At 67.5% G+C, this 14754-nt stretch carries 14 protein-coding genes and 1 pseudogene; 10 read left to right on the top strand and 5 right to left on the bottom strand.

All coding sequences use genetic code 11. The features are described from left to right. Nucleotides 1-11: 11 nt before the first annotated feature. The 5 genes from Q0937_RS14200 to Q0937_RS14180 all read right to left on the bottom strand — a co-directional run bounded on the left by Q0937_RS14200 (nt 12) and on the right by Q0937_RS14180 (nt 4295). Nucleotides 12-575, bottom strand: a complete 564-nt coding sequence (locus tag Q0937_RS14200) for a cysteine hydrolase family protein (RefSeq protein ID WP_299304855.1) — start codon at nt 573-575, stop codon at nt 12-14. Continuing rightward, a complete protein-coding gene (locus tag Q0937_RS14195) occupies nt 572-1465 on the bottom strand; it encodes an SDR family oxidoreductase (RefSeq protein WP_299304853.1) in 894 nt (297 codons plus the stop codon). The genes Q0937_RS14200 and Q0937_RS14195 overlap by 4 nt, the downstream gene beginning before the upstream one ends. A 64-nt stretch (nt 1466-1529) precedes the next feature. Continuing rightward, on the bottom strand, nt 1530-2735 hold the full coding sequence (locus tag Q0937_RS14190) for a zinc-dependent alcohol dehydrogenase (protein WP_299304849.1): 1206 nt from the start codon (nt 2733-2735) through the stop codon (nt 1530-1532). A 55-nt stretch (nt 2736-2790) separates the two neighbouring features. After that, nucleotides 2791-3804 carry a cation diffusion facilitator family transporter gene (locus tag Q0937_RS14185; protein ID WP_299304846.1) on the bottom strand — a complete coding sequence of 338 codons (1014 nt, stop codon included), beginning with the start codon at nt 3802-3804 and terminating at the stop codon, nt 2791-2793. Next, entirely contained in the window at nt 3801-4295 is a 495-nt protein-coding gene (locus Q0937_RS14180; RefSeq protein ID WP_299304843.1) for a transporter substrate-binding domain-containing protein, read from the bottom strand. Before Q0937_RS14180 ends, Q0937_RS14185 begins: the two co-directional genes overlap by 4 nt. Nucleotides 4296-4523: 228 nt before the next feature. Here Q0937_RS14180 and Q0937_RS14175 point away from each other — a divergent pair, with 228 nt between their 5' ends. The 10 genes and pseudogenes from Q0937_RS14175 (at nt 4524) to Q0937_RS14130 (ending at nt 14585) form a co-directional block, all read left to right on the top strand. Then, on the top strand, nt 4524-4760 hold the full coding sequence (locus tag Q0937_RS14175) for a hypothetical protein (protein WP_299304840.1): 237 nt from the start codon (nt 4524-4526) through the stop codon (nt 4758-4760). 159 nt (nt 4761-4919) lie between these two features. Beyond that, nucleotides 4920-5123 (top strand): annotated as a pseudogene (locus Q0937_RS14170) (ANTAR domain-containing protein); the annotation flags it as partial. Nucleotides 5124-5232: 109 nt separating this feature from the next. Further along, nucleotides 5233-6270: a TetR/AcrR family transcriptional regulator gene (locus tag Q0937_RS14165; protein WP_299304837.1), complete on the top strand. Its 1038-nt coding sequence runs from the start codon at nt 5233-5235 to the stop codon at nt 6268-6270. A gap of 91 nt (nt 6271-6361) precedes the next feature. Then, on the top strand, nt 6362-7135 hold the full coding sequence (locus Q0937_RS14160; RefSeq protein WP_299304834.1) for an ABC transporter ATP-binding protein: 774 nt from the start codon (nt 6362-6364) through the stop codon (nt 7133-7135). A gap of 181 nt (nt 7136-7316) precedes the next feature. After that, complete coding sequence (locus Q0937_RS14155; RefSeq protein WP_299304831.1) at nt 7317-8447, top strand: ScyD/ScyE family protein; 1131 nt, start codon at nt 7317-7319, stop codon at nt 8445-8447. 1079 nt (nt 8448-9526) lie between these two features. After that, nucleotides 9527-10141, top strand: a complete 615-nt coding sequence (locus tag Q0937_RS14150) for a TetR/AcrR family transcriptional regulator (RefSeq protein WP_299304828.1) — start codon at nt 9527-9529, stop codon at nt 10139-10141. 43 nt (nt 10142-10184) lie between these two features. After that, nucleotides 10185-11219: an IS30 family transposase gene (locus tag Q0937_RS14145; protein WP_299304826.1), complete on the top strand. Its 1035-nt coding sequence runs from the start codon at nt 10185-10187 to the stop codon at nt 11217-11219. 109 nt (nt 11220-11328) lie between these two features. Beyond that, nucleotides 11329-11643 (top strand): hypothetical protein, encoded by a 315-nt coding sequence (locus Q0937_RS14140; protein ID WP_299304823.1) that lies wholly within the window; start codon nt 11329-11331, stop codon nt 11641-11643. 228 nt (nt 11644-11871) lie between these two features. Beyond that, nucleotides 11872-12039 carry a hypothetical protein gene (locus Q0937_RS14135; protein ID WP_299304820.1) on the top strand — a complete coding sequence of 56 codons (168 nt, stop codon included), beginning with the start codon at nt 11872-11874 and terminating at the stop codon, nt 12037-12039. After that, on the top strand, nt 12024-14585 hold the full coding sequence (locus Q0937_RS14130) for an AAA family ATPase (RefSeq protein ID WP_299304818.1): 2562 nt from the start codon (nt 12024-12026) through the stop codon (nt 14583-14585). Before Q0937_RS14135 ends, Q0937_RS14130 begins: the two co-directional genes overlap by 16 nt. The last annotated feature ends 169 nt before the right edge of the window (nt 14586-14754 follow it).

Genomic DNA, 14754 nt, shown 5'->3' with positions numbered 1-14754 from the left:
CGGACGGGTCCTCACCCGGTCCACCGTCCGATGGTCTCCTTCACCGTCGCAAGCTCCGCCTGACGGTCGCCGGTGAGCTGATCGAGCACCTTCTCCATATGGTCCGCCCTCTCATCGGCCACCGCCTCGGTGACGATCACCGCCCGGACATTGTTCGCATAGGCGTCACGGGCGGTCTGGGCGATGCAGGCGTGGGCGGAGACCCCGGCTATCACCACCTGTTCCACCTGCAGATTGCGCAGGCGCAACAACAGGTCGGTGCCGAACCACGCACTGTCGCGAGTCTTCTCGACCCGCGTCATGCCCTCGGTGTCGAGCTCTCGGACGACCGCAGTGCCGGGATCCCCGTGGAACAGGTAGCCCTGATCGTCGTCGAGCATGCTCAGCGTCCACGTCGAGCGGTCCCGGCTGTGCTCGGTCGTGATCACGAAGATCGGCACCTCGGAGCGGCGCGCGCCCTCGGCGAGCGCTCGCACCGAGCCGATCACCTCGCTGCGGACCGCCGCCAGCGCCGGTTCCTCGAAGAACGCCTCCTGCAGATCGATGAGGAGCAGTGCGCTGTGCCGTCCGCTCACGGGGTGGGGCTCCCTCCGGTGACCGCGAGGGTCTCGCCCAGCACGTAGCTCGACTCGGGCGAGGTCAGGAAGACGTACGCCGGGGCGAGCTCGGTGGGCTGCCCGGCACGGCCGAGCGGAGTGGCCTTCCCGAACTCGGGCAGGGCCTCCTTCGGCTGCCCGTCCGAGACCTGCAGGGGTGTCCAGATCGGGCCCGGGGCCACCGCGTTGACCCGGATGCCGCGGGAGGCGACCTGCTGCGCGAGTCCCTTGGTGAAGTTGTTGATCGCCGCCTTGGTCGAGGCATAGTCCACGAGCGTCGGCGAGGGCTGATACGCCTGGATCGAGGTGGTGTTCACGATCGTGGAGCCGGCGGGCAGGTGCGGGAGCGCAGCCTGGGTGATGCGGAACATCGCGTGGATGTTCACCGCGAAGGTGTCCACCCACTGCTGATCCTCGATCTCCTCGAGGCTCTCCACCGCGATCTGGCGGCCTGCATTGTTCACCAGCGCGTCGAGCCCGTCGAGCTCGTGCACCGCGTCCGCGACCAGGCTGCGGCAGAAGTCCGCGTCGATCAGGTCCCCGGGCAGGAGCACGGCTTTGCGACCCTCCTTGCGGATCACCTCGGCGATGTGCTGGGCGTCCTCCTCCTCCTGCGGGAGGTAGTTCAGTGCGACATCGGCGCCTTCGCGGGCGAAGGCGATCGCGACGGCGGCACCGATGCCGGAATCAGCGCCGGTGATGAGCGCCTTCCGCCCTTTCAGGCGGCCGGTGCCGCGGTAGGACTCCTCGCCCCGGTCGGTGCCGGGGATCAGCTCCGCGTCGAGGCCGGGCTCGGGCTGGTCCTGCTTCGGCGGGGTGATGTCGGGGAAGCGGGTGACGGGATCGGTGAAGGTGAGCTGGTCGGCCATGGTGTTCCTCCTGCGGGGGCGTTATCGGGCTGGGTCAGTGGTGGGCGGACGGACTGCATGCCGTTCAGGGGACCTCCGGCGGCGCAGCCGCGATGGTCGGGTCCAGGACCACCTTGATGCAGCCGTCGTGCTTCTTCTGGAACAGGTCGTAGCCCACTGCAGCCTCCTCGAGCGGCAGCCGGTGGGTGACGAGGTCCCCGACTCCGAGCGGGTCGGCGGGATCCTCGACCAGCGGCAGCAGGTCGTCGGTCCAGGCGCGCACGTTGCACTGACCCATACGCAGCTGGAGCTGCTTGTCGAACATCGTCAGCAGCGGCATTGGGCTCGCCGCTCCGCCGTAGACGCCGGAGAGCGAGACGGTGCCGCCGCGGCGAACAAGATCGATGGCCGTGTGGAGGGCCGCGAGCCGGTCCACGCCGGCGTGCTCCATGAAGGGGCGGGCCACGACGTCGGGGAGCTTGCCCGCGATGGTCTGGGCGAGGCCCGCGACGGGACTGCCCTCGGCTTCCATTCCCACGGCGTCGATGACGGCGTCCGGGCCGCGCCCCTGGGTGCGCTCACGGATCTCACCGACGGTGTCCTCCGCGAGGTCCAGCACCTCGACGCCGTGGCGCTCGGCCATGGCACGACGCTCGGGCACCGGATCGATGCCGAAGACCCTCGCCCCCAGGTGGCGGCCGATCCTGGCGCACAGCTGGCCGACCGGTCCGAGCCCGATCACGGTGAGGGTGCGATGGGCGGGGACCCCGGCGTACTGCACCGCCTGCCAGGCGGTGGGGAGGATGTCGCTGAGGAAGAGGTAGTTCTCGTCGGGGAGCTCGGTGCCGACCTTCATCAGCCCGTAGTCGGCGTGCGGCACTCTGAGGAGCTCGGCCTGGCCGCCGGGCACCTGGCCGTACAGCTTCGAGTAGCCGAGGAGTGCGGCGCCGGAGTTGTGCTCGGTGACCTGGGTGGTCTCGCACTGCGATGGCAGTCCCTGGGAGCACATGGCGCACTGGCCGCAGGAGATGGTGAAGGGGACGACGACGCGGTCGCCGGGCCGCACGTGGGTGACGCCCGCGCCGACCTCCTCGACGATTCCCATCGGTTCGTGGCCGATGATGTCACCGGCGGTCATGAAGGGTCCGAGCACCTCGTAGAGATGCAGGTCCGAGCCGCAGATCGCGGTCGAGGTGACGCGGATGATCGCGTCGGTGGGGTCTTGGAGTATCGGGTCGGGCACGGTCTCCACGCTCACGCGCTCGGTGCCCTGCCAGGTCACTGCTCTCATGATCCCGCCTTCCAGTGTGATCTCGGGGGCTCTCCACGCTAGGGGCGATCGCCGCTCATGTCCGCAGTGTCGACCGAAAGGTCTGCCTCGGCGGCAGTTCGGGAACCGGGGCCACGACCACGTCGTGGACCTTCCAGTCGAGCTCATGGATCCGGTCACGCAGATCGGCGACCTGGCGAACCGACGGCTCGACACCCGGGCGAGGGACGACGAACACCTCGGCATGGAAGACATGCCCCTGGTCGCGGACACGGGCAGCAGCCTCGCCCACCCACGGCTCCTGCCCCGCCCGCACTTCGATCTGGAGGGTCAGCGGGTGGGGCTCGGACTCGTCGTAGGTGCGTGCCTCGGCATCGGTGAGGCCGCCGATGGAACCGCGCAGGTTCTTCACCCCGTCACGGAGGATCGAGACCGACACCAGCAGCGCCGCGGTGGCATCCGCCCACCACAGACCCAGCCCCACCCCGAGCACGCCGGCGATGGTGGCGACCGCCGTGGTCCAGTCCGCCTTGCTCATGTCGGCGTCCGCGTACAGGACCTTGTCGTGCAGCTGTTCGGAGAGCTTCATCTTCTTCAGCCCCAGGATCACCGGGCCGATGCTCGTCACCAGCATCACGGCGACCATCAGCCAACCGGACCAGATCGCATGACCGAAAAGCACGGTGAGCCCGATCGGGGGACGATCGACCGTGACCAGGCCCATCACCGAGTCGAACACCAGATAACCGCCCATGGTGAGCAGCGCGATCGCAGCGACCAGGTGCGCGACGCCGATGGAGCGATGGAAGCCGTAGGGGTGGAGGCGGTCCGGCTGCTTGCGGATCCGCCGGGTCGCGACGAGGAAGGCGATCGGCGGGAGCAGGGAGAGCATGTCCTCGGCCCAGGCCGCCTGCATCGCCTGGGACTGACCGGCGACCAGCGCGACCAGCACGACGGTGCCGGTCATCCAGGCCAGCGTGATCCATTCCAAGCGGATGGCTCGCTGGAGCGCATCGCGCTGTGCGGCTCCGAAGGCGTCGTGCCCCGATCCGGTGTCCTCCTCGCCGGCCTCCGGCTCTCTGCTGCTCACAGCTCACCAGCTCGTTCGGCGAGGTATCTCTCGAGGTCCACCAGCAGGGCGTTCTCCCCCGGTCGCACGCCCATCACGATGTACACCGGCTTCCCGTCCGGACCCTGAGCAGTGGCGTAGGGCCGGGTCAGCGCGATCTCCGAGGTCCAGGGGACGTCCGAGGCGAGCCCGCCGATCACCAGATCGAGGTTTCCTTCCTTCATCTCGGCAGCCAGCACGTTCTCTCCTCCGGGGATCCAGCGGATCTCGGCATCGATCGTCTCGGCGTAGTCGTTCAGCAGCTCGACCTCTGTGCCGCTGACAGAGCCGTCAGGGGCGACCTCCGTCCAAGGCGCGTTCTCAGCGATGCCGACGCGGAGCTCACCCTCGGTCGCCCGGTCCAAGGTGCCCTGCGTGTCGGCGGGGAAGTTTCCCTGGCAACCCGCGACCACCAGCAGAAGGACCCCGAGCAGGATCAGATGCCGCACCTGTCGCATGACTGTCCAGCTCATCGTCTTCACCATGCTCTCGATGGGTGCAAAACGCCGTGTCCTCTCATGGGTGATCACTCTAGGCAGTCACCGCTGCGGAGTTCCGTCCGATCGGTCGAGGGCCGCGACCTGCACAGGTGGCATTCACCTGTTGACCCTTCCCCGTGCTACGCGTGTGATGACACCGTGGTCCACACCACGAAGGGAACGGCAGCATCCCCGGAGAAGACACGACGAAGAGGAGCGGTCATGATGAACATCGCAGAAGGTGGAGAGGTCACCGGCACCAAGGATAAGAACTACGACCTGATCTGGTTCACCGAGCAGTGCCTGTCCAATGCTCTGCGCATGGAGACCTACCGGTCCGATGCAGAGAGTGCAGGCGACCAGGAGCTCGCCGAGCTGTTCAGCAAGGCGCAGCACGAGAGCGCCAAGGGCGCTGAGCTGGCGAAGAGCCTGCTGGCACGCCGGCTGAACCAGAGCTGAACCAGAGCTGAGCCGCGCAGGTGCGGAGGTGTTCGCGGAGCGCTCGTGGCCCCTCGAGACACCCCGGCGGTCTCGTCCGGCAACGCCCCGGTGGCGCCCTGCACAGGCGAAGCCGGGGCGTCGTCCGTTCGGCTGGCGCGCCAGCGCCGCCCGGAGGTCGACCTCCGGGCGGCGCTCGAGTCCCGGACGGTGATCGACCTGGCGGTAGGCGTGATCATGGGACAGAACCGGTGCAGCCAGGAAGAGGCGGTGACGATCCTCAAGACCGGCTCCCACCACCGCAATGTCAAGCTGCGGGAGCTGGCGACGCAGCTGGTGGCCTCGGTGGGCTCGGCGCCTGCCCGCACCGTCTTCGAGAACTGATCGCACCTCGGATGGCACGTCGGATTGCACCTCGGTGAGGACGTGGATAACCTTCTGATCGGTCTAGCAGAAGGCCGAGTCCTTGTGCTGCACGAAATGGCCTCCACCCATGCCCCACACCCTCTCCGTGACCGTCCACGTCGATCTGGATCTGCGCGAGATCCAGCTCTCCGTCGCGGGTTGCCTCACCGCCGAGACCTATACCGCCCTGCTGCCGATCGTCCGCCAGGCGCGGGGGCTCGAACCGACCCCCTGCCTCACGCTCGATCTGACCGGAGCGGAGCACATCGACCTGGACGGGTTGATGCCGCTGCGGCACGCGATCGATCGCGAGCCCGAGGACGGCGCGGCGACAGTGGAATACCGCCTCCCCGACCCCTTGCCCGTGTGCCGACGGACCGTCGTCGCTCCGCGCCTGTCGGGCACCGCTGATGACCTGATCCTGGAGCGTGCGCACCGGGATGCTCCCCTGGCGCCCCTCGCACTCGTGCGCAGCGACCACAGCCCCTCCACCGCGCCGCCGGTACAGGCACCTGACCAGGCCCGCGGATCCCGAGTCCGCACTCGGCGGGAGGAGATCCTTGAAGGGGCAGCGGAGATGTTCGCCGAGCGCGGGTACTACGGGGCGAGCCTGCGGGACATCAGCCGTCACATCGGGATCTCCCACCCGGGTCTGATGCACCACTTCCCGTCCAAGGAGATCCTGCTGGACAGCGTCATCGATCTGCTCGAGGCCCATGCGCAGCGGATCCTCGACCAGGCCGAGACGATGCATGCGAGCCCCGAGGCGATGGTGGCGGAGCTCGCCGTGCACTGGAACCCCTCCGCACTGCCGACTCAGCTGCTGGCCACTCTCGGCGCGGAGTCCGTCAGCGGAGATCACCCCGGACGGTTCCGTATGGCGCGGCTGCGCCGCGTCCACGAGCACATCTTCGAGGGGTGCTTCACGGAATTCGCACAGCTGAGCATGCTCCGCGAAGGCCTCGATCCGGGTTTCGCGAGCCGCGCCATGTTCGGCCTCGTGCTGAGTCTCGCCATCCGGGAGCGGACGGTGCGCACGATGCAGACCGGGGCGCATGAGGACGCCCCTGCGGAGGAGCTGGCACGGCTGGCGCGCTCGTTCCTGCAGGTCGACGTCGCAGGCTGACCTCCTGATCTCGCCGCGCCGGCCATCGGAGGGGGTCCCCAGGTCCCCTGGCTAGAGTGCCACTGTCCTGCCACCGCGAGGAAAGACCCTGATGCCAGCTTCGACGACGCTCACCGCCACCTCCCTGCATGCCGGATATCCCGGCGAGCAGGTGCTTCAGGGCATCGACCTCACGTTCAGCGCCGGGGATCCGCCGCTGGGCCTGCTGGGACCCTCGGGGGCCGGGAAGACCACCCTGCTCGCCTCGCTCAGCGGAGAGCACATCCCCGATGCCGGGGAGGTCACCTGGAACGGGCGGCGAGTCTCGAAGCTGCGCGGGAAGGACCGCAAGACCTTCCGGGCCGCGGTCCGCTTCGTCTCGCAGTACGCGATGACCATCTCGGATCCCCGCGAGACCGTGCGTTCCCGACTCGAGCTGGCCGCGAAGGTGGCACGCAAGGGCGGCCGCACCCATTCCGTCTCCGCTGCGGAGATGCTCGAGTCCGTCGGCCTCGCGGAGCACTTCCTGCCCCGCACGATGCGCACGCTCTCCGGTGGGGAGATCCAACGGGTCGCGCTCGCGACCGCGCTCGCCACCCGCCCCGAGCTCCTGGTGCTCGACGAGCCGCTGACCGCGGTGGATCCGAACGCCAGGGGCCGGATCGCGGCCACCCTGGCCGCCACCATCCAGCGCCTCGGCATCGGCACCCTGATCGCCTCCCATGACGTCGAGCTGCTGCAGCGGTTGTGCCCGCAGATCGTCTTCCTCGGCGACGGGAGGCTGCTGGCCCGCGGCACGCTCTCCGAGGTGCTCGCCCAGACCGAGCACGAGCCGATCCGGGAGCTGGCCGAGGCGAACCCGGCCGCGGTGCGGCGCTTCCGCTGAGGGGAAGCCCGGCTCCTCGAGCTCTTCCTCGCATGTCCGCCGACAGGCCAGGGCTGCTCGCACCACCTCCTGCGAGTCGGGCAAATCGGAGGAGCCTCGGCCTATCCACGGCCCCCACAGCGGACTAGTGTGGCGAAAAGCCGCCGCAACGATGCCGCGGCGTGGTATAGGAGGTATTGCCATGCTTCTTCATCGGACCACGCGGCTGCTGGCGGCGGTCGGCGCCCTCGCCCTCGGGGCGGCTCTCCTCGGAGCATCCCCGGCCGTCGCGCAGGACGCCGCCGAGGTCGACATCGAGATCGTCGCCACCGGACTGAACAGCCCTCGCCACCTGACCTTCAGCCCGGGAGGAACGCTCTACGTCGCCGAGGCGGGCACCGGAGGCCCCTCGGCAGAGGACGGCGGGAACTGCCATCCGCTCACCGCAGCCGCCAGCGCCTGCCTGGGCGCCACCGGCTCGATCGCCCGGATCACGGATCACGGCGTCGAACGCGTGGTCACCGGGCTGCCGTCGGTCGCGAACGACACCGAGGCCATCGGCCCCTTCGACATCGCCTTCACCGGGAACCACCGCTTCGCGATCACCATCGGCCTGGGCGGCTCCCCGGCACATCGCGACGCCTTCGGCGCAGAGGGGAAGCGCCTGGGAACCATCGTCACCGGCAGCCTCAAGCCCCAGCACGACGGAGGCGATCGCACCCTGGCTTTCGATGCCGTCGCGCACGAGGACGCGCACAGCGTCGATGACGACGTGGACAGCAACCCCACCGGGCTCGCCCGCTCCGGGAACGGGTACGTCTATACAGACGCGGGAGGGAATTCCCTGGTCTCCACCCGGAAGGGTGGGGACACGATCACCGGGTTCGACCCGGTGATCACCACTCAGCCCGGACCGGTGCCCGTCGGCACGCCCGTCGATGCGGTCCCCAGCGATGTGGTGCAGGGACCTGACGGCGCCTGGTACGTCTCACAGCTTGTCGGCTTCCCCTTCGAGCAAGGATCCTCGACGATCTGGCGGGTCGAGCCCGGGCACGCCCCCGAGGCCTACGCCACCGGGCTCACCAACGTCACCTCCCTCGCCTTCGCCGACGACGGGACGCTCTATGCCGTCGAGCTCGCGACCGGCGGACTGCTGAACGGGCCCATCGGCGCGCTGCGCGAGGTCACCCCCGGCAGCGACGAGCACGAAGTGGTCGCGGGCGGCCTGGATCAGCCCTACGGGCTCGCGATCCGCAGAGGAGATGCCTACCTCACGCTCGGCGCAGCCGCACCTGTCCCGGGAGATGGCAGCGTGGTGAGGATCGGGCTCTGAGCCCATATCCGTCTGAGATACGACGAGGAGAGGCCCCGCCGACGCGGCGGGGCCTTTCTGATGCGTCATCAGCGACTCCTACCTCGGACCCTATGAACATCCTGGACTGATGCGCGAGTAGGCGTGCCGTGATCTGGGGCGCCGAGGTGTGTTGCAGGGAAGGACGAAGGAGAACGAGGTCCTGCGCCGTGCTGCTGCCTGGCTGTCGCAGGCGAATCTGACGGGAAGAGCTCTGCCCGCTCGTGTGCACACGCGATCATCACCTGGATCGAACGGACTTGCCACCGCCGTGGCAGGCAAGCCCGCCTCGGCCGATTGGTCCCCATGGAATACGAGAGAATCGTGATACCTGACCATCAGCTTTGCGGCCTCACCCCAGCTGACACCTACTCGTGCATCGGTCCCTGCCGCTACGGGAGCCGGGTTAAGTCCTTCCGGTCATTGGAACCAAACTTGGAGCCTCGAACCTGATCCGCGCCCGGGGACCGGTGTTCGGGCGGGCGGGCGGGACCACGCGCCATGAACCGCCACAGAGCAGCAACACAGCACCGCCATCTAACTGCGAAGCAACACCGCTACACGGAAACCGTAGTCGGGCACTGCAAAGCGTGGCCTGATTCAAGCCGGTAATCAATCACCCTCATAGCGACTGCGTGGTTCCGCTGAACGATATTGAGAACTCCCAGGAATACGAACCCAAGTAACGCTACGGCTACGGCCGCAATAAATGCCATCGTGGCGAAGTCATCCCCGCCAGCGGCGAGGATCGCGGCAACAGCGGCCGTCCCTACAGGCAGCAGGCCCGCGGCGAGGATGCCGTCCTGCTCCTTGAAAACCGCGCTAGCGATGCGCGCCTCGTCGCCGTCCCGCACCTCGTCGCACTTAAGGGAACGTAGGCGCTCATTTACACATCGAGCGTGCCATCGGCAAAGGATCTTTTCGAACTTCGGCCCGGTTTGCACGGCGGGTGGACAGACCATGTTTCTCCTCTTTGTGGTGTTCGACAGGCGGCACGTCTAGATTCGCCTCGCCCCTGCACATTCTGCCCTCTCCCGGCATGACCTCTGGACGGCCTAGCAATGACCGCCGATGGGGCGGGCTATGCGCAGCTCGCTCTCGTCGGGCCGCTGGTGGAACCATGGAGCGAGGCCACCAATGCAGAGACCATCCGTGCCCGCGACACCAAGGTGATTGCCGCGGCCTGGCGTCTGATCGCCCGTGAGGGAGTGCTCGCCCTGACCGTGAAGGCCCTCGCTGACGAGTCTAGGGTGGCGGTGAGCTCGATGCGGTACACGATGCCCAGCCAGGCCGTGATGCGCGAGCGCGCGCTGGAAGCGATCGCGCCGAGCATCCGCGACCGGGTCGGTGCGCTACCGGCGAATCTCGAAGGAGGCCCCGAGCGCGCACGGCTACTGCTCCCCCTCGACGCGGAGCGCCGGCTCGAGGCGGCGGTGCTGTTGACCCTCAGTGCGAGCGCCCTGACGGAGCCGGGCTTGCAGCCGATTTGGCGTGAGGTCGACGGGACCATCCGCGACGTGGGCGCGGAGGCCCTCCGCGCTCTCGGGGTGAGGGGCGATGTGCTCCCCCTGGGCCACCTTCACGCGTTCATGAACGGGCTGATCGCTCAATTGATGAACCGCGGCGAAGGTCGGTCTGGGCAGTGGACGAAGGTTGGTGATGTCATAGCGTCGTAGCAACACTCCCGGTCGGTGGGGGCTCGAGGCGAGGAGGCCTGGGATGGTGCGGCGGCGGCTCACGTTCACGGAGCGGATGGAGATCTCGACGGGATCGAAGGCCGGGTGGGGAGTCCGTCGCATCGCTGCTCACCTGGGCAGATGCCCGTCAGTGGTCTCCAGGGAGATGCGACGGAACTCGACGAAGAGCCGTGGCTATCAAGCCGTGACCGCTGACGTGAAAGCGCAGCGTCAGCGTTCGCGCCCGCAGGTCCGGAAAGTCGCGAAGGATCCGGTGCTCGAGGCCCGGGTGAACGCCGACCTCGCGGCGTCGTGGACGCCGAACGAGATCGCGGGTCGCTTGTGTCTGGAGGCCGCAGACCCGACCGTTGGACGCATGGCGAACTCTCCCGATGCTCAGGGCCGCACCGTCAGCGGAGAAGCGATCTACCAGTACATCTACGCGATTCCCCGCGGTGAAATCGCGGGGCGCGGGATCTTCCTGCAGTCCAAGCGGACCAAGCGCCGGCCCCGCACCACCGGCCGGACCAGGGGCGGGCCGATCGTGGGGATGGTCCCGCTCGCGGAACGGGGCGAGGACGCCGCGCAGCGGCGGGTGCCGGGGCACTGGGAGGGCGACCTGATCATCGGGAAGAACGGGGCCTCGTGCGCTGCGACCCTGGTGGAGCGGATGAGCGGGTTCACCGGCCTGCTCGCCCTGCCCTCCAAACATGCCGAGGGCACAGCGGACGCGGTCATCGAGTACTTCACCGAGCTGCCCAGGATGATGCAGGCCTCGCTGGCCTGGGACCAGGGCTCCGAGATGGCGCAGCACGCGAAAGTTTCCCTGGCCACGGACATGCCGGTCTACTTCGCTGAGCCCCACTCGCCCTGGCAGCGGCCCGGCAACGAGAACACGAACCGGCTCTACCGGGAGTACCTCCCCAAGGGCACCGTGATCCCCGACCACCAGCCCTACCTCACCACCATCGCCGAGGAGATCAACAACCGACCCCGACGCCGACTCGGCTTCCTGACACCGACAGAATCCTTCGCCCGACTACTGGCCGGCGAGCCCCATGTTGCTTCCACGCTTTGACACCACCGCCTGGATGTGTCGTAAACGGTCGTTGTCGAACGCAGGGCGAGCGGAGTCGAGGCGTGCGAGCATTTTCGCCCATTAGTCCCTGAGTCACGGAGGTTCGTGCATGATTTCCACCGACCGGCCCAGAGTGGTCTGCCTATGCGGTTCGCTGCGCTTCCAGAGCCTGTTCGAGTCGGAGCGGCGTCGTCTCACTGCGCTCGGGATAATCGTGCTCGCCCCCGAAGCGATCAGTAAAGAACTGACCCCAGCCCGACGTGAAGCTCTGGGCGAGCTGCATCTACGCCGTATCGACCTGTCGGACGAGGTGCGAGTGGTCAGCGAAGGCGGATACTTCGGATCGGCAACGCAGCGTGAAATCGCGTACGCGCGGGAGTGGGCCAAGGGCATCAGCTCAGTGGACCCAACCCTCAGCCTCTGATGCCGTCAGGCCGGTCCCGTTTCATCCTCGCCCAAGCTATGCCATAAAAGGTCCTTCGCGGGACGTGCGACAGCCGGCGGAACCGGCAGCCGTGTGACCTTCGCCGGTAAATGGCGGTGTTCTGTCGGTGCTCCGTGGCGGCCCCCATGGGCGATGGCTGGGGTGGCTCGCGTTCCGTAAGCCGATGGGCTCCCGCGATATCCCCGGCAACAGCCTTATGCTAGGACGATGAGTGATCTCCTGCCCAATCTCAACTCGCTGCTTGCACAGTTGGCCGGGGAAAATGCCGGGCGACGTGATGCGCGTGCCCTAGCCGAGGCGGCCAATCGCGTCAACACCGAGCAAGACCTTGACGCAGCAATTAGCGACGTCATCGCAACGTGGCGGCGATCCTGACCCCCGTCCACGGACCGCGCCTGGTCTCGCTCGAGATCCGCGGCTTCCGAGCCTTCGGCACTGAGCCACGGATCTTGCAGGTGGACGCACCCTTGGTCGTCGTGCACGCCGGCAACAGCCAGGGCAAGACGAGCTTGGCCGAGGCGATCGAATTTCTCGTCAGCGGCCGGAGTAGCCGACGGGAGTTATTAGGCGGCGCCAAGGCGGAGTACAACGACAGCCTCCGTAACGCGCACATGCCGGTCGGCGACGACGCCGTCTACGTCGAGGCGGTGCTACGCGGCGCGGACGGGGTCAGCCATCGGGTTCGGCGGGAGCTTATCTGTGACTTCGGGCAGGGTTCGGAATGCGAAAGTCGCCTGCTGCTCGACGGGACGGAGGTCGACGATCTCGATCGGGTCGGTGTAATGCTTGCTGACCCGCCCATGCGTGCTCCCGTCCTGCTGCAGCACACGTTGCGCCACGTGTTGTCGACCGAACCCAAGCAGCGTGTTGGCTACTTCAAGGCCCTCCTGTCGCTCACTGACCTGGATCTACTTCGCGATCGAGTCAAGGCAGCGCGAACCTATCTTGAGGCGGAGCAACCTGGCGCGGCATTGCATCTGGTCGCCGCGCTGACCGCCACGGCGGCCGCGTCGGCGGGTACGACGATCACCGCCTTGACCAAGAAGCCCATCGACGCGGCTACTGTCAGGGACGCCGTCGAAAGTGCGCTGCTCGATGCGGCTGCCGCAGTGCTCGGTGAGCGCGCCGAGGGAGGAGGCGACGTCGTCACGCTGGAGGACGTTGATAAGGCGGTGCGCGAAACGCTGGACAGCCAACGCGAGCACGCTTTTCCGCTGAGGGCGTTCACTACGGGGCCGGCGGTGACGCAGACGATGACCGCGCCCAACCTCGACGACTACAGCACCGCCTTGGACGCATCGGACCGGCAGGCCGCCCGGATCGCGCCGGTGATCGAAGCAGTGCTAGCCGTCGGCGACTACACGACGCTCGACGAGGCAGTTGAATGCCCCGTTTGCGGTACTCAGCACGCACTGACGGCCGACCGCATGGCATTACTACGCCAGCACTTGCAGCACACCCAAGCTGTCGACGACGCCGCTCGAACCGCGGCGCGTGTTCTCAGCAACGCGCGCCGCGACCTCGATCAAGTAGCCGACGGTGCGAAGGAGGCAGTACCGCGCGCCGCCGGCTGGAACTCGGCTCAAGTCGAACAGGCGCGGGACACACTGCGCGATCTCGGTGCCGACCCTGCCCTTGTCACTCAAGCGCATGCCGCCGCCTCCGTCGTCGCGGAGTCGGCCGAAGCGGTCGACACCGCCGTCGGGGCCGCCCGCGCCGAAGTTGACGAGACGTCCCAGGCCGTGGCCAGCCGCGAACGGCTGACCGGCGAGCTCACAGCCCGCTACAGCAACATCGGGGCGGCAGTGAAGGCACTCACTGTTGCCATCGAGGACTACGGGCGGGAAACCACGGCACTGCGCGGCGCAGTCGAAATGGTAACGCGTGACCGGATCACCATCAGCGGACTGACCGAACTCGCCGGCGTGCTAGCCCATCGGGGCGACCTCATCACCGACATCGTCGCCGAGGCCAACCGCCAGCGCACCGTCAAGCGGATCACCGCTGCAGAGAAAGCACTGCGCGAGGCTACTGGCGGCGTCCTCGACACACGCTTCGCCCACATGAGCGACACGATCACCTCATGGTGGAGCACCATCCGACCCGAGGAGCTCGTAGGGTTCGGCGGAATCAAACGCCGCGCCGGCGGCGCGCTGTTCGTCAACCTAGTCGCCGCCTTGCGCGCCGACCCCAGCAGCGACCCGGTCAAGCGAGAAGCCCTTGGCGTTTACAGCGACTCGCAGCTCAACGCGCTCGGCCTGTCGATCTTTCTCGCGCGCGCCGAACTGCTCGGCTCACCCATCGTCGTCCTCGATGACCCGATTCCCGGCAGCGATGCCGACCACCGGCTCACCTTCGTTCAGAACACTCTCGGCCAACTGCTCGACAGCGGTGTACAAGTCATTCTTACAACCTTCGACAGCAAGCTCGCCGAATGGTGCCAGGCGAACCACGACTGGCGCGGTCTCGCCGCCTACGAGCTCAACCTGCTCGACGTCGTCGCCGGCACTGACCCGACTCAGACGGCAGACACCTTCAGCCGGCTTCTACTCGAAGCCGAAGAGAACCTGAATGCACCCACCGCGCGCGGACGACGGGCAGCATGCGGAAGCTATCGCTCAGCGGCCGAACGACTCGCCAAGCAGATCGTGGCAACGGGACGCAGCCACGAGGGCCCACTAACCACCGTCGAAGACATCGATGCCGAAGCATCCGTGCTCGGTAAACTTGTGCCGCTTGTTAGCGGGTATGCGCGTGACAACGCCGAGAAAGGACAGTGGCGCACCTTCGCCACCGTTCTCAACCCAGGCAATCACGACGACAACGTGCCTTCGACGACCGAACTAAAGCAAGTCCGCGGAAGCCTGCGGAAGATCGCCAAGAGTCACCGCGCGTACTGGCCGAACGGACTGTTGCTGTAACCGGCCACGTTGACCGTTGGTATTGCCAGCAGGCCGACTCATTACGAGAACCGTCGGACACCTGCAAAATCGTCGGCGTCGCCGTGGCTCGCGTCCCGCAGAGCGATCCTCCACCGTACGTCGAGCGAGCGTCCTCCTCGACGACTCTTTACGAGAGATCGCCATGTAC

The organism is uncultured Brachybacterium sp. (assembly GCF_947500705.1).
GTDB lineage: Bacteria > Actinomycetota > Actinomycetes > Actinomycetales > Dermabacteraceae > Brachybacterium.
This window is presented reverse-complemented; position numbering and strand designations above follow the sequence as displayed.

Coding starts and splice junctions, on each gene's coding strand:
- Q0937_RS14195 (WP_299304853.1), bottom strand. CDS start 1,465: ATGGCCGACCAGCTCACCTTCACCGATCCCGTCACCCGCTTCCCCGAC.
- Q0937_RS14190 (WP_299304849.1), bottom strand. CDS start 2,735: ATGAGAGCAGTGACCTGGCAGGGCACCGAGCGCGTGAGCGTGGAGACC.
- Q0937_RS14180 (WP_299304843.1), bottom strand. CDS start 4,295: ATGAGCTGGACAGTCATGCGACAGGTGCGGCATCTGATCCTGCTCGGG.
- Q0937_RS14175 (WP_299304840.1), top strand. CDS start 4,524: ATGATGAACATCGCAGAAGGTGGAGAGGTCACCGGCACCAAGGATAAG.
- Q0937_RS14165 (WP_299304837.1), top strand. CDS start 5,233: ATGCCCCACACCCTCTCCGTGACCGTCCACGTCGATCTGGATCTGCGC.
- Q0937_RS14160 (WP_299304834.1), top strand. CDS start 6,362: ATGCCAGCTTCGACGACGCTCACCGCCACCTCCCTGCATGCCGGATAT.
- Q0937_RS14155 (WP_299304831.1), top strand. CDS start 7,317: ATGCTTCTTCATCGGACCACGCGGCTGCTGGCGGCGGTCGGCGCCCTC.
- Q0937_RS14150 (WP_299304828.1), top strand. CDS start 9,527: ATGACCGCCGATGGGGCGGGCTATGCGCAGCTCGCTCTCGTCGGGCCG.
- Q0937_RS14145 (WP_299304826.1), top strand. CDS start 10,185: ATGGTGCGGCGGCGGCTCACGTTCACGGAGCGGATGGAGATCTCGACG.
- Q0937_RS14140 (WP_299304823.1), top strand. CDS start 11,329: ATGATTTCCACCGACCGGCCCAGAGTGGTCTGCCTATGCGGTTCGCTG.
- Q0937_RS14135 (WP_299304820.1), top strand. CDS start 11,872: ATGAGTGATCTCCTGCCCAATCTCAACTCGCTGCTTGCACAGTTGGCC.